At 53.6% G+C, this 21,021-nt stretch carries 21 protein-coding genes and 1 riboswitch; of the genes, 8 read left to right on the top strand and 13 right to left on the bottom strand.

The window, feature by feature from the left end:
• Window positions 1–59 precede the first annotated feature (59 nt).
• Together O9H32_RS23340 and O9H32_RS23335 are read right to left on the bottom strand one after the other, a co-directional pair.
• Window positions 60–722: a potassium channel family protein gene (locus tag O9H32_RS23340; RefSeq protein ID WP_269868523.1), complete on the bottom strand. Its 663-nt coding sequence runs from the start codon at window positions 720–722 to the stop codon at window positions 60–62.
• Window positions 723–737: 15 nt separating this feature from the next.
• Entirely contained in the window at window positions 738–2,090 is a 1,353-nt protein-coding gene (locus tag O9H32_RS23335; RefSeq protein WP_269868563.1) for a TrkH family potassium uptake protein, read from the bottom strand.
• Between the two features lie 76 nt (window positions 2,091–2,166).
• A riboswitch (cyclic di-AMP (ydaO/yuaA leader) is annotated at window positions 2,167–2,317 on the bottom strand.
• A gap of 240 nt (window positions 2,318–2,557) precedes the next feature.
• On the opposite strand from O9H32_RS23335, the gene O9H32_RS23330 reads away from it, so the two are divergent.
• The gene (locus tag O9H32_RS23330) at window positions 2,558–4,231 is read left to right on the top strand and encodes a CPBP family intramembrane glutamic endopeptidase (RefSeq protein WP_269868522.1); all 1,674 of its coding nucleotides are present in this window, start codon (window positions 2,558–2,560) and stop codon (window positions 4,229–4,231) included.
• On the opposite strand, the gene uvrC is transcribed toward O9H32_RS23330, so the two are convergent.
• Entirely contained in the window at window positions 4,170–6,188 is a 2,019-nt protein-coding gene (gene uvrC, locus O9H32_RS23325; protein ID WP_269868521.1) for an excinuclease ABC subunit UvrC, read from the bottom strand. The two genes, O9H32_RS23330 and uvrC, sit on opposite strands and share 62 nt — an antisense overlap.
• A 160-nt stretch (window positions 6,189–6,348) precedes the next feature.
• Window positions 6,349–6,666, bottom strand: a complete 318-nt coding sequence (gene trxA, locus O9H32_RS23320) for a thioredoxin (protein WP_269868520.1) — start codon at window positions 6,664–6,666, stop codon at window positions 6,349–6,351.
• Window positions 6,667–6,834: 168 nt separating this feature from the next.
• On the opposite strand from trxA, the gene O9H32_RS23315 reads away from it, so the two are divergent.
• The gene (locus tag O9H32_RS23315) at window positions 6,835–6,984 is read left to right on the top strand and encodes a YqzM family protein (protein WP_269868519.1); all 150 of its coding nucleotides are present in this window, start codon (window positions 6,835–6,837) and stop codon (window positions 6,982–6,984) included.
• Between the two features lie 249 nt (window positions 6,985–7,233).
• Here the strand turns inward: O9H32_RS23315 and dnaI are convergent, their stop codons facing one another.
• From dnaI to O9H32_RS23300, 3 genes are all read right to left on the bottom strand, one after another.
• A complete protein-coding gene (gene dnaI / locus O9H32_RS23310; protein WP_269868518.1) occupies window positions 7,234–8,190 on the bottom strand; it encodes a primosomal protein DnaI in 957 nt (318 codons plus the stop codon).
• A 31-nt stretch (window positions 8,191–8,221) separates the two neighbouring features.
• Entirely contained in the window at window positions 8,222–9,730 is a 1,509-nt protein-coding gene (locus O9H32_RS23305; RefSeq protein WP_269868517.1) for a replication initiation and membrane attachment family protein, read from the bottom strand.
• Between the two features lie 211 nt (window positions 9,731–9,941).
• A complete protein-coding gene (locus O9H32_RS23300; RefSeq protein WP_269868516.1) occupies window positions 9,942–10,226 on the bottom strand; it encodes a YuiB family protein in 285 nt (94 codons plus the stop codon).
• Window positions 10,227–10,646: 420 nt separating this feature from the next.
• Here O9H32_RS23300 and hemQ point away from each other — a divergent pair, with 420 nt between their 5' ends.
• On the top strand, window positions 10,647–11,393 hold the full coding sequence (gene hemQ / locus O9H32_RS23295; protein WP_269868515.1) for a hydrogen peroxide-dependent heme synthase: 747 nt from the start codon (window positions 10,647–10,649) through the stop codon (window positions 11,391–11,393).
• Here hemQ and O9H32_RS23290 read toward each other — a convergent pair.
• The 3 genes from O9H32_RS23290 to O9H32_RS23280 all read right to left on the bottom strand — a co-directional run bounded on the left by O9H32_RS23290 (window position 11,377) and on the right by O9H32_RS23280 (window position 14,674).
• A complete protein-coding gene (locus O9H32_RS23290; RefSeq protein ID WP_269868514.1) occupies window positions 11,377–13,038 on the bottom strand; it encodes a glycosyl hydrolase family 18 protein in 1,662 nt (553 codons plus the stop codon). The two genes, hemQ and O9H32_RS23290, sit on opposite strands and share 17 nt — an antisense overlap.
• Before the next feature lie 170 nt (window positions 13,039–13,208).
• Complete coding sequence (locus O9H32_RS23285; RefSeq protein WP_269868513.1) at window positions 13,209–13,481, bottom strand: hypothetical protein; 273 nt, start codon at window positions 13,479–13,481, stop codon at window positions 13,209–13,211.
• Window positions 13,482–13,483: 2 nt separating this feature from the next.
• Window positions 13,484–14,674: an NAD(P)/FAD-dependent oxidoreductase gene (locus O9H32_RS23280; protein ID WP_269868512.1), complete on the bottom strand. Its 1,191-nt coding sequence runs from the start codon at window positions 14,672–14,674 to the stop codon at window positions 13,484–13,486.
• 419 nt (window positions 14,675–15,093) lie between these two features.
• Here O9H32_RS23280 and O9H32_RS23275 point away from each other — a divergent pair, with 419 nt between their 5' ends.
• Window positions 15,094–16,080: an NAD(P)/FAD-dependent oxidoreductase gene (locus O9H32_RS23275; protein ID WP_269868562.1), complete on the top strand. Its 987-nt coding sequence runs from the start codon at window positions 15,094–15,096 to the stop codon at window positions 16,078–16,080.
• A 72-nt stretch (window positions 16,081–16,152) separates the two neighbouring features.
• On the opposite strand, the gene sda is transcribed toward O9H32_RS23275, so the two are convergent.
• A complete protein-coding gene (gene sda, locus O9H32_RS23270) occupies window positions 16,153–16,308 on the bottom strand; it encodes a sporulation histidine kinase inhibitor Sda (protein WP_269868511.1) in 156 nt (51 codons plus the stop codon).
• A gap of 352 nt (window positions 16,309–16,660) precedes the next feature.
• Here sda and O9H32_RS23265 point away from each other — a divergent pair, with 352 nt between their 5' ends.
• Window positions 16,661–16,957, top strand: a complete 297-nt coding sequence (locus O9H32_RS23265; protein WP_269868510.1) for a DUF4870 domain-containing protein — start codon at window positions 16,661–16,663, stop codon at window positions 16,955–16,957.
• A gap of 234 nt (window positions 16,958–17,191) precedes the next feature.
• Window positions 17,192–17,380, top strand: coding sequence for a KTSC domain-containing protein (locus O9H32_RS23260; RefSeq protein ID WP_269868509.1), 189 nt, complete (start codon window positions 17,192–17,194; stop codon window positions 17,378–17,380).
• A 416-nt stretch (window positions 17,381–17,796) separates the two neighbouring features.
• On the opposite strand, the gene O9H32_RS23255 is transcribed toward O9H32_RS23260, so the two are convergent.
• Window positions 17,797–18,156 carry a HesB/IscA family protein gene (locus O9H32_RS23255; protein WP_269868508.1) on the bottom strand — a complete coding sequence of 120 codons (360 nt, stop codon included), beginning with the start codon at window positions 18,154–18,156 and terminating at the stop codon, window positions 17,797–17,799.
• Between the two features lie 123 nt (window positions 18,157–18,279).
• Window positions 18,280–18,477 carry an aspartyl-phosphate phosphatase Spo0E family protein gene (locus O9H32_RS23250; RefSeq protein WP_269868507.1) on the bottom strand — a complete coding sequence of 66 codons (198 nt, stop codon included), beginning with the start codon at window positions 18,475–18,477 and terminating at the stop codon, window positions 18,280–18,282.
• 348 nt (window positions 18,478–18,825) lie between these two features.
• On the opposite strand from O9H32_RS23250, the gene mqnE reads away from it, so the two are divergent.
• Together mqnE and O9H32_RS23240 are read left to right on the top strand one after the other, a co-directional pair.
• On the top strand, window positions 18,826–19,926 hold the full coding sequence (gene mqnE, locus O9H32_RS23245; RefSeq protein ID WP_269868506.1) for an aminofutalosine synthase MqnE: 1,101 nt from the start codon (window positions 18,826–18,828) through the stop codon (window positions 19,924–19,926).
• A 29-nt stretch (window positions 19,927–19,955) separates the two neighbouring features.
• Window positions 19,956–21,020 (top strand): NAD(P)/FAD-dependent oxidoreductase, encoded by a 1,065-nt coding sequence (locus O9H32_RS23240; RefSeq protein ID WP_269868505.1) that lies wholly within the window; start codon window positions 19,956–19,958, stop codon window positions 21,018–21,020.
• The last annotated feature ends 1 nt before the right edge of the window (window position 21,021 follow it).

Genomic DNA, 21,021 nt, shown 5'->3' with positions numbered 1-21,021 from the left:
ACCTTTGCAATTCAACTTAGCGTGTTGGCCCGGCCTCACTCTTATATAGAGGAGCCGGATTAACGGATGACCGCATTCTCGAAGGTCTCGATCTGCTGGTTCGTCCCGATAATCACCATGATATCTTTCTCTTCCACCGTGTCCGTAGCCGTCGGAGCAATGATGACTCCGCTCTTCTTATTGATCGCCACCACGCTGCAGCCGTACCGCGCCCTTGTATCCAGATCCTTCAGCGAGCGGCCGGACAGACAGCTCGGCACCGCGAGTTCGGCAATCGTATACTCCTTGGAGAGTTCGATATAATCGAGCAGGTTCGGCGATACGAGCTGATGAGCGACCCGGATGCCCATATCCCGCTCCGGATAGATGATCCGGTCCACGCCGATTTTGCCGAGCACCTTGCCGTGGAGCTCCGAGAGCGCCTTGGCCACGACCGTGCCCACGCCGATATCCTTAAGCAGGATTGCCGTCAGGATGCTCGACTGGATATCATCGCCGATCGATACGACCACGCAATCGAAATTCCGGATGCCGAGCGACCGGAGCACTTCCTCGTCCGTAGCGTCGGCTACCACGGCATGGGTCAGTTTGTCGGCCATTTCTTCGACCGCTTCTTCATCCCTATCGATCCCCAGCACCTCATAGCCGAGCTTCATAAGTTCTTTTGCTACGGAGGAGCCGAAGCGGCCCAGTCCGATGACAGCGTATTGGCTGCGTTTCATCTGCGGTTAATCCCCTTATCCAATCGTAATTTTACCTTCCGGGTAACGGTACAGTTCTTTTTCGGTTTTGGGCCCGATCGCATAAGCCAAGGTCAGCGGGCCCAGACGGCCGGCGAACATCATCAAGGCAATCATCACCTTGCCGAATTCAGTCAGGTCCGGGGTCAGCCCCATCGTTAATCCCACGGTGCCGAAGGCTGAAGTGACTTCGAACAGAATCATTAGGAAAGCGTGGTCTTCTGTTGTACTGAGCAGCATCGTCACGAAGATGACCAGGAACAGCGCAATCATCGTCAGTGTGATGGCCTTCAGAATCCGGTCCTTGCCGAGACGGTAGTGGAACAGCACGATATCTTCCTTGCCGCGGATCATGGCCACGATCGCTCCGATCAGCGTAGTGAAGGTGGTGGTCTTGATCCCTCCGCCCGTCGAGCCGGGGGAGGCACCGATGAACATCAGGATGACGATGAAGAACTGGGTCGCTTGGCGCAATCCCGCTATATCCACCGAGTTGGCCCCTGCGGTTCTCGGAGAGACCGACTGGAAGAGCGAAGCCAGGAACTTGCCCGACCAGCTCAGCGGCCCCAGGGTCTTCATATTCGTGAACTCGAAGATGAAGATCACGACCGTACCGATCACGATGAGAAACCCGGTCGCGCTCAATACTACTTTGGAGTGCAGGGAGAGCTTCCTGACTTTCTTATAGTCAATAAGATCGGAGATGACGATGAATCCGAGACCCCCGAGAATAATTAACATCATTGCAACCAGATTAATCACCCAATCATCCGCATAAGATGTGAGTGAGCTGAACTTGCCTGTGATCGGGCCGAACAAGTCAAACCCCGCATTATTAAAGAACGAAATCGCATGCCAGATGCCATAATAGATGCCCCGCGGCACGCCCAGATCAAAGGACCAACGGATGGAGAATATAACGGCGGCTATCGCTTCAATCGTAAGCGAGTAGCGGATAACCTTGCGGATCAGCCGGACGATGCCCTCCATGGATCCCTGGTTCATGGCTTCCTGCAGGATCAGCCTTTCTTTCAGCGAGATCTTCTTCTTCAGCACAAAAGCGAACAGCGTCGCCATGGTCATGAATCCGAGTCCGCCGATTTGGATAAGCAGGATAATGACAATTTGTCCAAACACGGTCCAGTGCGTGCCCGTATCCACTACGACCAGCCCGGTTACACAGGTTGCGGAGGTCGCCGTAAATAAGGCGTCCAGGAACGGCGTCGGCATCCCGCTTGCGGAGGAGACTGGCAGCATCAGCAGGATCGTCCCGATCAGAATAATGGCGGCAAATCCCAGCACCAGAATCTGCGGGGGCTTCAGCTCGAATTTTTTGGCTGCGGGTTTCACGGCGTACACCTCGGCTCTTCCTCATCAGGCTTTTTGGACAACAAAAAAGACACTGGAAACCCAATGTCAAATAAATAGGTTCCTGTAACAAAGCCTACGAGGTTAGCTGACGGATTCGGATGTTACAGGCATCCTATCATCTTCGGGCCGAGAGCGGCCTTCCGTTGAATTCACCCCTAAACTCATGGTTCCCCCGTTTTCATTAAGAAATTCGGCTTTATATTCAATTGATTTGAATTATAATCCTCTTTATCCCGGAGCACAAAGTTGTTAATCCCTTAAAACGCACGATTTTCAGCAGGAATAGATCCTTGTAAGCGTTAACTAACCATAGACGCTCTTCCTATCACCTGTTTTCCGGTTCTTGCTCTTGAAATCATTGGATTTCACAGAAGCATGTATGCTAATTTAGAAGAATATAATGTACCTGACTCTGCAACTAACTCTGCCAAGCAAAGGAGCTACCCATGTCCCAACGATTCAAGGAGCCGCCGCTTCTTCTGCTCGCCGTTATCGGATGCCTCCTTTATTTTGGCGTTTCCTTCCTAAGTCCGTATATGGAGGATGCGGACCGTATGGAGGAAGTGACGGAAAGCACGCCTTCCATCAACCAAGCCCAAGCGGCGGAGGCCGCAGTGACCTTCGCCAGAAGCCGCCTCGGCCTCCAGAACGCCGCACCCGAGACGAGCGTAATCTATCAAGCCGCAGCGCAGCGCAGCGGGTATTTACAGAAAGAACGGCTGTACGATGACTATCAAAAGCGGTTCGGCGAGAAGCTGCCCTTGGACTACTACGAAGTGGAGATCGGGGATCCCGGAACCGGGAGAACGCATTACATTCAGGTGAATTATACGACTCTTAGCATCATCGGCTGGGAGACAGGCCGTTCCGCGACCGCCCGCAGCGAGGGAGTATCTTCTGAAGCTCCCCTGGACACCGAAGCGGCCATCCGCCAAACGATGGAAGCGATGGGCTACCTTCCAGGCAACTTTGTCATAGAGGAAAGCGGAGCGGGCGAGCCGTCTCCGGGTGCACTGCGAATCTACCGGAGCAAGACGGACGCGATCGGAGACACCGCCCTTGAGCTGCACGTCAAAGAAACCCGGGGCCGGATCACCTTGTTCCGTCCCGAGTTCCCTCCCCCCGCCTCCTTCATCGCCTGGCAGGATGCGCAGGATGACAAGGCTTCCCTGATGACCTGGATTTCGATGGGGCTCTCCACCGTGATGACCCTTACGGCTTTCGTCCTGATCATCCGCAGCCGGCGGGAGATCCGGTTCGGCCGCGGACTGATCCTGTCCCTGGTCTTTGCGGGGGTTTATATTCTTAATAACTTTAACATGTTCCCTGCTTTCCGGACGGAACACGGAAGCGGCCCGTCCGAGCCGCAAGCCGTCTTCTACTTATGGTTCGTCAACATCTTCGTGCTGTTCCTTGCCGTGTCCACCTATCTCTCCCTCCTCGCCGGAAGACAGCTCTGGCTGCGGAGAGGGCTGAACCCTTGGCCGGTATGGAGTGACGCTTCATTCGGCGGCAGCGTCCGGACGGCCATGATCCGCGGGTACCTCTTCTGTCTGTTCGTACTCGGCCTGCAGCAGGTGATGTTCTTCGCCGCTGCCGAGCTGTTCGACGTCTGGGCCGTCAGCGAGCCCTCGGACTCCATCTATAATATGCAGGTTCCCGGTCTCTTCCCGCTGATGGCCTGGGCGGCGGCCATCTCGGAGGAAGCGGTATACAGGCTGCTAGGTATCGCACTGGTCCTGAAGCTGACTAGAAGCCGCTTCCTGGCGGTTCTTCTGCCGAGCATCATCTGGGCAATGAGCCACACGCAGTATCCGATCTACCCGGTATATACCCGGCTCGTCGAAGTTAGCGTGATCGGGCTGATCTTCGGCTACGTATTCCTGCGCTACGGCCTCCTGACCGCGGTCTTCGCCCATGCGGCGATGGACAGCATCCTCATGGGACTGTCCCTGATGATGACGGGCAGCTCCGTACAGACGGCCATCGGGGCGCTGTATCTGCTCGTACCCGCCCTCGTCGGATGGCTGCTCTCCTGGCTGCATGCCGGGCTCGGGCCTAAGCCTCCGTCGTCTCCGCAGACGCAGACCCTGTTTCCTCCTCCGTCTCCTCAGCCGTAGCTTCCCCATCCGAACCGTTCAAGGACTGGAGAATCTGGGATGCCAGCTTCTCTCCGATACCAAGAGGCTTAAAGTCTTCGGGCTGAGCCTCTTTTATTTTTTTGAGGGATCCAAAATGCTTCAGGAGCGCCTTGCGCCGCTTCTCCCCGATGCCCGGAATCGAGTCCAGTGTAGAGACGACCATCGACTTCGCCCGGATATCGCGGTGGAACGTAATCGCAAAGCGGTGGACTTCCTCCTGAATACGCTGCAGGAGATAGAACTCCTGGCTGTCCCTCGGCAGAGGAACGATCTCGGCCGGGTCGCCCATCAGCAGCTGGGCCGTCTTATGCTTGATATCCTTCACGAGACCACAGACCGGAATGAAGAGCCCCAGCTCGTTCTCCAACACGTCGATCGCCGCGGACATATGGCCCCGCCCGCCGTCGATGACAATCAAGTCGGGCTGTGTCAGCCCTTCCTTCAACACCCGCTCATAGCGCCTGCGTACGACCTCACGCATCGTTTCGTAATCGTCCGGTCCTTGAACCGTGCGGATTTTATATTTGCGGTACTCTTTGCGGTCCGGCTTCCCGTCCGTGAAGACGACCATCGCGGAGACGGGGTCGGATCCCTGGATATTCGAGTTATCGAAGGCCTCGATACGCCGCACGATGCCGAGGCCGAGATATTCGCCGAGATTCTCGACAGCTTTGACGGTCCGTTCCTCATCCCTTGCGATCAGCCGGAATTTTTCGTCGAGCGCTACCTTCGCATTGTCCACGGCCATATCGACCATGTTTTTTTTGAGGCCCCGGCGCGGCACATGTACCTTGACCTTCAGCCAGCTCTCGAGCGCATCCTTGATAAAGGTCTTGGATTCCGGCGTGCCCTCCTCATCAGCTTGTTGGCCCGGTGACTCGCCCGGACTCTCGGCTGCTTGAGTTGCCGCTGCCGCAGACGCAGAAGGGGACGCCTCGCTATCCTCCATGGCATCCTCCTCCGAAGAAGGCAGGAACACTTCTTTGGGCAGCGCCGGATTGTCGCTGTAATACTGGGTGACGAAGGATAGAAAATCGTCGTACGCTTCGCCGTAATACGGGAACATGGACGCATGGCGCTCGATCAGCTTGCCCTGGCGCATATAGAGGATCTGTACGCACATCCATCCCTTCTCCACAGCGAACCCGAACACATCACGGTCTATCGTATCGATCGTCGTGATCTTCTGCTTCTCCATGACGGTGTCGATATGCTGGATCTGGTCGCGCAGCTCCTTGGCCCGCTCGAAATTCAGCTCTTCCGCCGCTTCCTGCATCTTCCGGCTGAGGTCTTTCTTGATCTCGTTATGCCCGCCGTTCAGGAACTTGGCGATCTCGGTCACCATCTTGTCGTAGGTCTCCTGCTCGACCTCGTATTCGCAGGGGGCGACGCACTGGCCCAGATGATAGTACAGGCATACTTTATCCGGCAGGGTACGGCACTTGCGGAGCGGATACAACCGCTCGAGAAGCTTCATGGTCATATTCGCTGCATAAGGGTTCGGGTACGGCCCGAAGTACTTGCCTTTGTCCTTCACTACCCGCCGCGTGACCTCCAGCCGCGGATGCTTCTCGTTCGTAATCTTAATATAGGGAAAGGACTTATCGTCCTTGAGCAGCACGTTATACCGAGGATAATACTTCTTGATTAAATTGCATTCGAGAATGAGGGCTTCCATATTGCTTGCTGTCACGATATATTCAAAGTCGACAATGTCATTGACGAGCAGCTGCGTCTTAATCGTATGGCTCCCCGTAAAATAAGAACGCAGCCGGTTGCGCAGCACTTTGGCCTTGCCAACGTAGATCACGGTGCCGTCCCGGTTCTTCATCAGGTAGCAGCCGGGCTGTTCCGGCACGAGTGCCAGCTTGTTCTTGATGGTCTCGCGCAGCTTCCTGCGCTCTTCCGGACCGAGCTCTCCCTGTGATGTAGCCATCTTCCTTGCTTCTCCCCTTTCCCCATACCTCCAGCGGAGGGACAACGGCAAAAAGCTCTTTTCCCCGGCATAGCAGAAAAAGAGCTTTGGTTCATGATCCGGGAGGCGAAACGCCAAGCGGCTCTGCTATCCGGATCACGGCGAGATACCCCGCTGCCTCTTATTGGTGGCGGCCCAGTACGTTCTTGAGGGCATCCTTGGACTGGAAGCCGACCACTTTATCTACCGGCTGGCCGTCCTTGAAGACGATCAGCGTCGGGATGCTCATCACGCCGAAGCGGGATGCGGATTCCGGATTGTCATCCACGTTTACTTTGGCGATCTTGACACTCTCGCCCATCTCTTTATCGAGCTCCTCAAGCACAGGAGCGATCATTTTGCAGGGACCGCACCAAGGAGCCCAAAAATCAACAAGAACTGTACCGGTTCCTTCTACTTCAGCTCCGAAGGACTGGTCAGATACATTTACGATAGCCATAGTTCAACTCTCTCCTTTAGGCGGAATAATGTCCATATGTAAAGTATACCACATCAATCCCACTTTTCAACCGGACCAAAGTTTGCACAATTGTCACTTCCTGTCCTTTACATGCATCTTGAAATTTGGGTATACTAATTCTATATGTGTGTCAAGGAGGTACTTGTCATGACCAACGATTCGAAGCATCCGGAACTGCACGTGTACGAGGAAGGCCGGGACGATTTGATGGATACGGCGATTGGCTTTGGCGTATTCTTCGGAGCCCTCTTCCTGATGGGTATCGCAGCTACCATCATTTCGCTGCTGGTTAAGTAAGAGGGTTGGCAAGCAAGCCTGCCGCCGAGCAACGGTCCATGAACGATAAAAAAGCCTCTTGTGCCGCCAAGGCACAAGAGGCTTTTTTGATATATAAGATATATAAGATTTTATATCTCACCAGGGTTCGATCCTGTTATCTTATATATCTTAATAACGCGCATCGTCCTTAAAGGACGGCGAGGTCGTTTATCTTGCATTGTTATTTATCATCGCCATACGGCTACAGTACGGGCAGGCTGTCCTATGTCAGGATACCGCGCCCCGCTTGTTGTACCCGGCCACCGTCACAACTTCCACGAACGGACGGATCCGGTCCATGATCCGCCGGCCCTTGAACTCTTCGTCCCCGTCCTTGCTCGTGAAGCTGAAGTGCTTCTCGAGCGCATCGAGGTCGTGATTCGAGGTGAAGAACGTGGGCTTGCGGTTCATCCGGTAGTTGAGGATGGCTCCCATCACATGGTCCCGGAGCCACGGATTCAGGTTCTCCGCCCCCATATCGTCAAAGACGAGCAGATCCGTATCCTTCAGGATGTCGATGGTCTCCTTCAACCTCTGCGGATCATTGAACATGGACTTGAGGTCCTCCGCAAAATCCGGCATATAGACGATCGCCCCCGTGTACCCGTCGAGCGCCAGTTCATGCAGCATGTAGCACATCAGGAACGTCTTGCCCGTGCCGAACTGCCCCTCGAGGTACAAGCCGTTCTTCTGGAGTCCTTCCTGCCTGGTCCGGAAGATGTAGCGCAGCACCTGGGCTACGGCCGGTTCCCTCTCGTCATCCTTGTCCATAATCTCGATCGTCGAATAGCCTTCGGAGAGGGCCCGCTCGTCCACATAGAAGCTGCGGATCCGCTTGCGGACCGACTGCTGCGCTTCATGGGCGAGGAACTTCTTGCAGGCCACCTTCTGGTCATGGACTCTCGTGCGATCCTCTCCCGCTTCCACCGACAGCATCGAGTAATGTCCCTGCATGTCGTTCGGGCAGCGGTCAAGCCCCGGACAATTCGAACAGTTCTCGTATTCCTTCACATATTGATGCAGCTTGTTCAGGTTAAGCTTCATCGTCTGATAATCGAGCTGGGGGTGCTTCTGCCTCAGCTTCACAATGAGCGGATCGGTCGCCACTTCGCGCAGCTTGTCCTCCGCCTGCTTGAGCAGCTTGCGTCCCTGTCCCCTGCCCAGCAATTCTCCAAGCGATTCCACCCGTCTTCACCCCTCCCAAGATGTCCTGCTGCTATTCTTTGCGAACCCGCTGCCTGTCGAGCTGTTCGGCCATCCGCCGAAGCTCTTCACGCTCCGCAGCCGACAGCTTCTTCGGCGCCGATTCCTTCACCATAGGAATGACCGGCTTCTGGCGTCCCCGGCCTCCTCTGGTTCCCCCGCCGGCTGCTGCCGCCCCCCGGGCCTTCTGCTGCTGTTGGAACTTCTCCTGCTCCCGGATATATTGGACCGCCCCTTCGAAGGTCTGTACCTGCTTGCCGAGCATGTCGGTAGCGGTGAGGACAATCGAGGTCTTGGACCAAGATCTTTTATTCACATAAATATAATGTATAAGTACGTTGATTACCGGTTCCGGAAGCCCGTTCACGAGCACGATCTCGGCGATGATCTCGAGCAGCTTGGTCGGCACCGAGCCGTTGGAGAAAATCTTGTCGAGCAGGAAGGTATAAGGTTCGTTGCGCAGGATGTAGTTATATTGGTGCTGATTGCATTCGCCTTGAAACTTATCGGGTACTTCGAGATAAAATTCCATCTCTACTACTTTATCGCCCAAAGATTCGTTGCTGTCGCCCGCGGCAGACTGGCCGTCTTTCGGCTTTTGGCCGTCATTCATTTTGGCCAGAACCAGTTTGCGTTCGTCGCTGCGCTTGCGGTCGGCCAAGAAGGTCTGGTTGGCCTTGGCCTGCAGCAGATCGAGGTTAATCTGGCCCCGGTCATCGAACACCCCGTCCTCATCCAGCAGCCGGCACAAATCCGTCAGATACAAGTTGTATTTCTTTGCCACAAAATTCAGCGTCGCCATCTGCTCGGGCTCATACTTCAGCTGTTCCACGTACTCCCGGTTCATGGAGTAGCTCGGGAAATGCATAATGATCTCCGCATACTGGAAGCCCTTCGGTGCAAGCTCCGGCTTGGTCTCCTTAGCCCCGGCCGCCGACGCTTCGAAGAACGCCTGCTCCAGCTCGTAATCGATGACCTGCGTGTTGAGCCGGAACAGATCATAGAACGGCACCGACAAGTTCTCGGTGTTCGCCTCCTTGAGATCTTCGGAGACCGGCTGCAGCAGCTCATCCCGGAGGGCGAATACGGTGAATTTACCGACTTTGTCCCTCAGCAGCAGCGTCAGGTGCTGATTGCGGAAGAACTCGCCCGGCGGCAGCGGCGCGTACAGCGTATATTCGTAGACATAGTCCTCGGAAGCCGCCGCGAACCGCCTGCAGGTCCTCAGAAGCCCTACGGCTTCGAGCTTCGACGTCATCTCAATGAACTGCTGGCGCCCCCGCTCCCCGGACTCCAGCTCCAGCGCCATGAAGAGCTTGCGCTGCTGCTCCATCGCAGAGCAGCCGACCTTGTCCGCCGGTATCTGCTGGAAGAGCGTCTGGTAGACCGCGATGGCATAAGCGCCGATCATCGGCTGGTACATCGTCGAAAGCACCTTATAATCCAAGGGACTCAGCGAGAAGTCCCGCAGCACGCAGAAGCGGTGATATTCAGAAAAGTGGAGCCCGTTCGTAATCCGCATTCAGGTCTAACCCCATCCATGTGTTGAGTCTTACTCTTCATTCTAGCATAGGTAGCCCCATCCTTGTAGAAGGAAAAAGCAGGCTATGCCGGTTATCGGAAGCGGTGCGCCGATCGGCCGGATCGAGATAAACGGCTTCGCCGTCCTTAGGATGACGCGCGTTTAGTTAAATAAAGCCCTGCCAAGAGTGGCAGGGCCGGTAGCTGCAATCTTAAAACATCTTATATCCGTTCGTACGCAAATACTTGATCGTGGAGCCGCTCAGGATGGCGCCGATCAGGCCGCCGAAGGCGGGGATGTAATCCGCGAACGCGTACTCCGTGATGTTCGATGTCAGCGAGCCGGTCCCCCAGCCCCAGTAGATGACAAGCCCGATCAGAAGGGCGATGTATCCGTAGATGGGAAACCAGGTGGTTTTCATGAGCATGTTTAGTATAAAACCGAGCCCGAAGAAAAGCACGAAAAGCAGCACGGTGACGATAATCAACTGCAGCAAGGCGAACACTCCCTTTTATCCTTATGGCTTCATTGTATATAAAAACCTCATCAGGGTAAAGTGAACGCTTGTTGAACTTGAAAGAGCTGGCCGCGCTATCCTGCGAACAACGACCAGATCAGCTGGAACCAGCCGATGATCGCTGCCCACAGGGGCAGACTGAGGAGGACTCCCCATAGAATGCCCAGGTGAAATGTACTGATAGTCCGCATGCGGCCGTCCTCCTCTCTTCTTATACACTTACATCGGAATTTGGCCGTCCGGATTTTACCCTTTCCCATACTTCTTTTCCATAGCATGTTCAGAGAATCTTCACCTGGGTTTATTTGCCCTTTGGAGCGCTTTTCGCTACAATGATGGAGCAAGAAGGACTGTCGGAGCGCATAACTAACTACCCCTACATACAAAGGAGAGATCCACATGAGTGATGTCGTCAACACACTGGAAGGCTGGTACGCCCTGCATGACTTCCGCGCAATCGACTGGAACGCCTGGAAGAGTCTGACCGCTTCGGAGAGAGGCCGCGCGGAGGACGAGCTGTACGGCCTGCTTCGCCGCTATCAGGATACAGAAGACGCCAAGCAGGGCAGTACCGCATTCTTCTCGATCGTCGGGCAGAAGGCCGACTTTGTGTTTATGCACCTTCGCGAGACGCTTGACGAGCTGAATGAGCTTGAGACGGAGTTCAACAAGACGATCTTCGCCCAAGTTACGGTGCCTACCTATTCTTATGTTTCGGTCGTCGAGCTTGGCGGCTATATGGCGAAGCCGGGCACCGATCCGATGCAGGATCCGGATATTCTGGCCCGCCTGAAGCCGACGCTGCCGAAAGCGAAGCATATCTGTTTCTATCCGATGAACAAACGCCGCGAAGGCAACGACAACTGGTACATGCTGTCTGCTGAGGAGCGCCGCAACTTCATGCGCGGCCACGGTACGATCGGCCGCAGTTACGCCGGCAAGGTAAAGCAGATCATCTCCGGATCGATCGGCCTTGACGATTGGGAATGGGGCGTAACCTTGTTCGCGGAAGACCCGCTGCAGTTCAAGAAGATCGTGCACGAGATGCGCTTCGACGAGACCAGCGCCCGCTTCGGCGAATTCGGCGATTTCTATGTCGGCAACCTGCTCGACCAGGAGAAAATGGCCGCTATGCTGAAGCTGTAATACGATCATAAGCTTTCGATAGAAGAAAAAGCCGGATCCCTTGAACCTGGGAATCCGGCTTTCTTTTTTTTGCACATGTTCTTCTATTTAATGATGTAGGAAGCAAGAGCCGAGCTTGCAGTGTACTTCGTGGAGGCCGCTGTGGCTGCCTGGGCTTTATAAGTCCCTTCACCGTCTTCTTCGACGTGTAGATCACGAACTTCTTGACTCCTGCTGCATCGGTCGTGCCCGCGTACTTCGTTACTGTGCCTGCCGGAGAAGTGACGGAGAGCGTAACCGAAGCCGCAGAGACCGATTTGCCGGACGCATCGGTTACCTTGGCTGTAATATACACCGTTTCACCTGCCAGATAAGTGCTCTTGCTCGGTGTAAGGGAAGTCTTGCTTGAAACAACCGTGGTAGTCGGGCTAGTCGTTGTCGTTGTCGTCGGGCTCGTCGTTGTCGTCGGACTCGTCGTCGTTGCCGTCGGGCTCGTTGTCGTCGTTGTCGTTGGGCTCGTCGTCGCCGTGGTCGTCGGGCTCGTCGTCGTCGGGCTCGTCGTCGATGTTGTCGTCGGGCTCGTCGTCGTTGTCGTCGGGCTCGTCGTCGTTGCCGTCGTGTTCAATCCGGACTGCACTGCCTTCCAGAACGACTCGTCCTCCAACCTCAGGCACCACATCGACACGCCCGCCAGATTATAGATATTGGCGAGGCGCGCCTTGGCTTCGATGCTCTCCGCATTCTCATACCATAAGGTATGCGAGGAGCCGTCCGCCGCCGTGTAGGTAGTGTACGGGGACTGCTGTAGGGCGTCCCATTTTGGTACTGCAGCCGTGCTGGTCAGCAGTGCAGGAAGGCTTTTCCAAGCTACCGCCTTATGCCCTGTATTCGTAGTCGTGTTCCAATCATAGCCGTAAGCGGGCAGCCCCATCATAATTTTAACGGAAGGAATCTGGGTTACAGCGTACTTCAGTACGGACTCCACCCATGGCAGCCCTGCCACAGGGCCCGGTGCACCCCATGGGCCGTTCTGGTCATAAGTCATAAGCTGAATGAGATCCGCATTCTGTCCCAGGGCGTTGTAATCATACACGCCGGACCAAGCACTCCCAGGGGAATCGCTGGTCTTCGCGATAACGGAGACCACGGTCTTCAGTCCGTTCGTCCGCATCGTGGCGGACAGCTCGCTGATGAATTGGTTAAAGTAGGGACGATCTGTTGCCAGCATATCCTCAAAGTCAATGTTTACGCCCTGGTAGCCGTTCGATTTGGCCAGGGCCAGGATCCGGCTCACTGTGTTCGCCCGAATGGCCGGGTCGCTAACAATCGCATGGGCTACGGTAGAGCTGAACGCTCCGTTCGCCTGGTTCGTAACAGCGGCATAAGATTGGATCCCCTTGGAGGCGGCAAGCGTAATGGCGTTCGCAGGAGCAGTGCCGGTTACATTACCCGCAGCATCCGCGCTGAAGGTCATCGTAGACATCGAGTTAAAATAAGTACCGTAGCTGGAAACCGAATTATACGACTGCGTATCTCCGGCATAATAAACGTTATAATAGCCAAGAACAACTTTACTAGAAACCGCTTTCACTGTGCCTGCCGGGGCAGCCAGGGATCCCAGCAGCAATGCCGCTAAGGACGCGGCCAGAATGGAACTTTTTCTCATGATGTCTCTCCTCGTAGGTGGGTTATGTAGTTGATAGCCCTAGAGTAAGAGATTCGTAGAGAGAAAGATACAAGCAGATGATTCCATAAGTGATATCAGGACCAAGGTAGGATAAGACATCAAAAAACCCTGCTACCGGAGTACCGGTAAAACAGGGCTGGGCACACTTGTTATTCCTCGTCTTCCGCTTCGAGAAGCGCCATCTGCCGTTCGACTTCTTTACGGCGGAGGTATTCTTCCGTATCGCGGTCCCGCTGGCGTGACTTCTCCTTCAGCCGTTCGATGGCGGGGAGGATGAGAATATCGATTTCTTTCTGGACGGTATGTACCAAATCATACCGGTCCTGCGCTTCCAGGTAGTGGCCTACATCGATCAGCGCGTTGTAGCGGTCCAGCTCGCTGCGGGACAACAGCCCCCGAACTTGGACACTGCAGTGCCGCACGTTTAGAAATGGCCTTTCTTCAGGACAAGCGGAATGCCTCCGATGATGTACAGGTACCGCAGATCGACGATCTTCTTCATCACCGCCGCCGTGCCTCCCTTGATCTTCTTGGAGCCGACAATCCCGATGGCTTCGCCGCGTCCCAGGGAGGCCACTGTCCCCTTCGGCTTATATTCGAAGCCCTTGAGCTGGGAGCCCCGGATCTGGGCTACCAGGTTGTGCGCACAGACATCCGCCTGCTGCATCGAGATTTGGGCGGTAGGCGGATACGGACGCCCCTCCGGGCTCATAACAATAGAGCAGTCCCCAAGCACGTAGACGTTCTCATGCCCCGGTGCACGCAGGGTTTCGTCCACCTTGATCCGTCCGCGCATCGTTTCGAATCCGGCTTCATCCAGCATGTGATTGCCGCGGATGCCGCCCGTCCAGATGACGGTGGCCGATTTGATTTCTTCCCCTGTGGCAAGCACCACGCCTTCCGGCGTACATTCTTTGATGGCTGTCGCAATCTTGAACGTTACACCCTTGTTCTTCAGCACGTTCATAGCATAATCCACGAGCTCAGGGTCGAAGCCCGGCAAGGCCGTAGGAGCTGCCTCTACATTATATATTCTAACCAGGGACGGATCGACGTCGAACTCTCTGCACAGTTCCGGTATGCGGTCCGCCAGCTCGCCGACGAACTCGATCCCCGTGAAGCCGGCACCGCCGACGATAAACGTCAAGTAGTCCGTACGGGATGGCTCGCGCTTGAATCTTGCGAACTGATATTCGATATGCTCGCGGATGAAGCGTACGCTGTTGATCGAGCGGATATTCAAGGCATATTCCTTAAGACCCGGAATGCCGAACGTTTCGGGCTCGCCGCCGAGACCGATAACCAGATAATCGTATGACAGCGTGCCTTCCTCAAGAATCACTTTCTTCTCTTGGGGACGAATCTGCACTACAGTAGATTTCACGAAGTCGATTTTGAACTCATCAATCAGCTTCAAGATGTTGACACGCGCGTTCTCCGGATTGTCCGTACCGGCAGCCGGCATGTGCAGATGGGTTGTGATATAGTGGTAGTCATGTTTATTGACCAACGTTACATCCGCTTCATTGTAGTTCAGCTCTTTCTGCAAACGAATAGCCGTTACAATGCCTCCGTATCCTGCGCCCAAAATGACTATTCTAGGAATTCGACTCATGGTTCTATCCCTTCCATCACATTAAATTTTCTCTATTGTAAGATCAGCCAAAACAATTTGTGAAATTTTACACAAGCAAAGCCAAAAAATAGATTTCTCTGCCTATTTTTCACTTCAATTACGTAAATTATAAGCTTGTCAAGTGCGTTTTAAGAAACAGTTTTAACCAATTCACCTGAAATAATATAATGATATGTGTGAAATAGCAAGCTTTATTTTGATTAAAATCCCAGTAAAATCGGCATCCTATCAAGGATCAGCCTCCCTTCCCCGAGTTCCTTTTTTTAATTCGATTTAAATATTTTATCAGACCAATCAAATAAATCGTTCGCATGAAAAAAGGAACTCGTATTTTCATACCGGATAAGTGCGACTATAATAAAATGGATAAACATGTTACGGAGGTGCATCATTTCATCATGAACAGCGAAGTGGTTGACATTATTATTGTGGGCGGCGGCCCGGCCGGTATGTTCGCGGCATTCTACGGAGGCATGCGTCAGGCATCGGTTAAAATCATCGAAAGCATGCCGCAGCTCGGCGGACAGCTCGCTGCCCTGTATCCCGAGAAGTACATCTATGACGTGGCAGGGTTCCCCAAGGTGACGGCGCAGGAGCTCGTCAACAATCTCCATAACCAGATGAAACATTTCCCTATTTCGGTTTGCCTCGAAGAGAAGGTGCTCAAGGTCGACAAGAAGGATGAGCGTCTCTTCGAAGTGACGACGGACAAAGGCACACACCAATCCCGTGCAGTCATCATCACGGGGGGTGTCGGCGCATTCGAACCAAGACGGCTGGAGCTGCCCGAGGCGGCCCGGTTCGAGAAGAAGAACCTGCACTATTTCGTCAGCGACCTGAACCGGTTCCAGGGCCAGCATGTGCTGATCAGCGGCGGAGGCGACTCCGCGGTGGATTGGGCCCTCATGCTGGAGCCGATCGCAGCCTCCGTGAAGCTCATTCACCGACGCGATAAGTTCCGCGCTCATGAGCACAGCGTGGAGAACCTGATGAACTCCAAAGTTCAAATCATCACGCCTACGGAGATCACCAAGCTGGAAGGCGAAGACCTGATCGAGAAGGTAACGCTCAAGGATGTGAAGAGCGGCGAAGAAACCGTGCATGAAGTGGACGCTGTCATCGTGAACTTCGGTTTTGTCTCTTCCCTCGGGCCTATCGCCGAGTGGGGTCTCCAAATCGACAATGGGTCCATCGTAGTCGACTCCCGTATGGAAACGAACATCCCCGGCATTTTCGCTGCAGGCGATATCACCACTTACCCAGGCAAGCTGAAGCTCATTGCCGTCGGTTTCGGCGAAGCGCCTACAGCAATCAACAATGCCAAGGTGTACATTGATCCTACGGCGAAGCTATCCCCTGGCCACAGCTCCAATATGAAAATGTAATACCTCTAGCTTACTTCACGCCCCTTCCGACCGGACGGGGCGTTTTTGAGCTGGCAAAAAAAGAGCCCAGGTCTAACTCACCTGGGCTTCGCCATCTTGATAGTAGTCTAATTTAATTTCTCTTCGGTGAATTTCTTCAAGGAGCAGCTCCACAAACTCTTCTTCCAACTTTAGACTGACGGCTTTGAAATAGGAATCCACCAGAATCTCATTGCTAATCAATTTCATGGAAAGAATCACCTTATTCCTTAAAGTACCATCATATTATCACGCACCGAAAATTAGAACAAGCGTTCCTCTTATCCACAACTTCCTGTGCACAACATGTGTATAGTGTGTTAATAACTGGATATTTTCAAGCGCCACGCAGGGGGTTATGTGGACAAGGTTATGCACAAGCTGAGCAGGTCTCGGGTTGATAAAAAAAAACGATCGTTATCTTCAAGCCTATCACCCTTGTCTTTCGCCATATCGATCGGAACCGACAAGGTCAATAAAACGTATTACTTAGCATGCTAGCAAAAGATATGGCCTCGAACCGTGAACATACCCATCACTTCAGAAAGAGGAGGATAAGAGCATGGATACTCGGAAAATAACGGCATCCCTTTGTTATTTCAGCATTTTCTTTGCCGGATTTTTAATCCCAGCCGTCGTTTATTTCATCACTAATGATTACGAGGTACGGTATCACGCCAAGAAGGCCCTTATTTCCCATATTCTACCTTTCTTCTCACTGTTTCTTATGGTGATCTTATGGTTGATCGCCCCTACCCTTACCGGCTTGTTTCTTTTTGGGATTGCAGTGGCCATACTGTATGGCTTGGTGATCGTTTATAACGTGGTGAAAGGAATTCAGGTGCTGCTCGACCGCTAATACCGCACCGCACACTTAAAAACCGCCGTATGAGTCCTCCCCTGGACCTGCGGCGGTTTTTCTTGCCCTGCGTTAATTAAGAGAAATAAGTTCGGCAGCCCTCTTTACAAAGCGTACCCCTTCCATTATGCTCAATACAAAGTGATTTATTTCACAACATTATGTGAAAACATTCACTAGGTTGGGTGCCGCCACACATAAGTTAGCGTTACACAGTTGAAGGAGGTTATGTCGATGGATGTAAAATGGATCGGCTACAATCCGGAGACCCGCGAGCTGTGCGTCAAGTTTCATTCGGGGACCGTGTATATCTTCATTGATGTTCCCGTCGCAGTATACGATGGGCTCCTGAACGCGACGGCCAAAGGACATTACCTTTGGACTCAGATTAAGGAGTTCTATCCGTTCAGGCAGATCGTCTGACCAGCTGAAGAAATGTCTCCCGCTGCTTAAGTAACATCAACTTTAAAAAGCCATTCTCATGCGAGAATAGCTTTGTGTATTTCGAGAACCTAACCTAACCTAACCTAACGGCCAGACCTCCATGGGCTACCGCGCATGTCAATTGAAGAGATGACAGATAATAGCCTAAAGTGACGCCTCTCATATAGGGTTCGTATAGGTGGCCGCCAACGCTTTCGCGGTATCTGCAGGAATGCATTATCCCCAGTCCGCGGACAAAGGAGACCCCCGAACGAAGGTTCATACGGAACAAACGTCAGGAGGTCTCAACGGGATCGATGGACATTCGGTAAATCCGGCTTGCCGGCGGCAGTGTAACGCCACAGCCGCTCACTCTAGGAAGCGAATTGCTGAGAAATGCCGCATCATCTTAACGTTTACTCGTCGCACTTCTCCGGCGTTCCCTCATAGCCGGCAGGCTTGAACGAGGAACCGCAGCCGCAGGATGCCACTGCGTTCGGATTATTGATGGTGAAGCCGCCGCCCATCCCGGAATCCTGGTAATCGATTTCTACGCCGTAGAGGTATTTGGAGCTCTCCTCGTCGACAACGACCTTAAGCCCATGAATATCGAACACCTTATCTTGATCCTGCTGGTTATCGTCAAAACCCATGCCGTAGGAAAATCCGCTGCATCCGCCTTCCTTCACGCCGACGCGCAGGAACAGGTTGGGCGCTTCTTCCGCCGCCAGCATTTGTTTGATTTTATCTGTAGCCGATTCGCTGATTGCAATCATGACTTCAGCCTCCCTTACGAATTCAATCACGCACCCTGAAGGTTCGAAGATTGTTCTAGTATAAGCCCGCGGGGCAAGAATCCATCCGCTTACTTTAAATTATACTCCTTGCAGCACCGCGGCTCAAGAGGGCTTATCTTTGCGAAGGCCGGCGATATCGTAATACTGTAGAAGCAGTTCATCCAATTGTCGGCTGCACTGCTGCACTTCCGGGTGCATGAGGCCGAATCGGATCCCCAGAGTAACCAACTGCTCCCTGAGCTTCTCGATCTCACGGGATAGGCTTGCCTGCAAATCAAGGGAACCAGGGATGAGCAACACTGCACCGCCTTATAGAGGAATGAATAGCCAGCAAATTGTGCTTCTCAGATACCAAGAAGTAAGTATACTAAAAAGGAATCGTATTGAAAATAGGAAATCCTCCATATTTTTGATGCGCTGCCACCTGCCCTTTTCAACAAAGTTCGAATCCCTGTCACGGAGTCCCGGGTCAAGGCGGCGCTATGTCGATTCCTGTATTGCCCCTTCTTCATGGGAGGTTTATAATAGGAATATTGTGTTCAAAAAAGCATTGCATGCAAAGAAATCATTCCAGCCGGCAGTTATACTTCCGCGTTCCGGTCCCTTGTGTGCCGGGCGCCTATACAGTTTATGGAGGTGGGTAATTCAATGAGCACCATCATCAACAGCCAAGAAAGACGTATGGCTGAAATCGCCGAGAAAGTGGAGCACGGCCAACGCCTTACCCTCGAAGACGGGGTATTCTTATACGAATCGGACGATTTACTGACCATTGGTCAGATGGCCAACCAGGTGAACCTGCGCAAGAACGGCAAAAAGGTCTACTTCGTAGACAACATGAGCCTCTACTTCACGAATGTATGTGAAGAGCACTGTGCTTTCTGCCACTTCCGCCGGGACGAAGGGGAAGAAGGCGCTTATACGATGACCCCTGATCAGATGGCTGAGTATATTGACAAGCATTACCATCCAGGCCTGCAGGAATTCCATATCACCGGCGGCCATAACCCGAACGTCCCGTTCGAGTATTACCTCGAGAGCATCCGCTCCTTGAAGAAGCGTTATCCGAATGTCACGATCAAAGCGCATACTGCTGCCGAGATTGAGTTTTTTTCCCGCCTCAGCGGGGTAAGTTATAAAGAAGTGCTGCAGCAGCTTATGGACGCGGGTCTGGACACCATGCCTGGCGGCGGCGCCGAGATTCTCTCGGACCGCTACCGCAAGAAAATGCACCTGGTAGACAAAGCTTCTACGGACCAATGGCTGGAGATCCAGCGTACCGCACACAAGCTCGGTATGAAGACGCATGCCACCATGCTCTTCGGCTCCATCGAGACGCTGGAGGAGCGTATCCAGCACATGATCTACCTCCGTGAACTGCAAGATGAAACGAACGGCTTCATGGTCTTTATTCCGAATGCGGTCCAACCCGCCAGTGGCGCCGGACTTAAGCGCCGCGTATCGGCACACGACAATTTGAAGACTATCGCCATCTCGCGCCTGATGCTCGACAATATTCAACACATCAAAGCTTACTTCATTAATCTTGGCACGCAGCTGACCCAGATTGCCCTAACCTTCGGGGCTTCCGATGCGCACGGCACGATCATCCAAGAACGGATTTCCCATGCAGCGGGTGCCCTCTCACCAGAAGGCTTGACCCGGGATGAACTCGTGTTCCTGATCAAGGGAGCCGGACGGATCCCGGTCGAACGGGATACCTTCTATAACGAAATTAAGGTCTATTAATACGCAATACAGAAAGGGTTTGCCGTCATATGAAAAAACTTGTGATTTTGGGTGGGGGCTATGGCGGTTTGACCGTAGCCCAAGAACTTCTGGATGGAGACCTGCCGCCGGATACGGTCATGATGCTCATCGACCGGATGCCTTATCAAGGCTTAAAGACGGAATACTACGCGCTTGCGGCGGGTACTGTCTCCGATAAGGATATCCGGGTATCTTTCCCTGTGGATCCGAGACTTATCTTGAAGTACGGAGAAGTCACCTCCGTAGATCCGGAGAACAAGCTCATCCGATTCGAGAACGACGAGCCGCTCTCCTACGATTGGCTGGTCATTGCCCTCGGCTGTGTGGACAAGTATCATAACATCCCGGGTGCGGAGGAATTTTCGAACAGTATCCAGTCTCTCTCCGCTACAAGGAAGACGTACCAGTGCGCCAATGATATCGTTCCTTATGGCCAGCTCTCCATTGTCGGCGGAGGACTGAGCGGGGTCGAGATGGCGGCGGAGATGCGCGAAAGCCGTCCGGATCTGAACATCCGGATCATCGACCGCGGGGCCAGCGTGCTGTCTCCCTTCCCTGAGAAGCTGCAGCGATTCGTCCGGGAGTGGATGACGGAGCATGACATCGAGATGCGATCTCATGTCTCTCTCTCAAGACTCGAAAGCGGCCTGCTGTACAACCAGCAGGAGATCATCCACACGGATATGACGATCTGGACAGCCGGCATCCAGCCAAGTCCCATCGTCCAGCAGCTGAACCTGCCCAAGGATAACCAAGGACGGCTTACCATCAACGAATATCATCAGCTTCCTGATTACACGGACATCTATGTCGTCGGCGACTGTGCGTCGCTTCCCTTCTCTCCGAGCGGACAAGCTGCGGAGGCGCAGGGGAAGCAGGTCGCGGAAGTGCTCCAGGCTCTCTGGAAACAAGAAACTCCCCGGCTCGGCAAAATCAAGCTCAAGGGAGTTCTTGGTTCGCTCGGCAAGAAATCAGGCTTCGGCCTGATGGGCAAGCGCACCGTAATGACGGGCAAAATGCCGCGTGCGCTCAAAAGCGGTGTCCTATGGATGTCGAAGTTCCACCTGGGATAGA

The organism is Paenibacillus caseinilyticus (assembly GCF_027533645.1).
Lineage (GTDB): Bacteria > Bacillota > Bacilli > Paenibacillales > NBRC-103111 > Paenibacillus_G > Paenibacillus_G caseinilyticus.
Note: the sequence above shows the minus strand (reverse complement) of the source record. Positions and strands in the feature narration are given on the sequence as shown.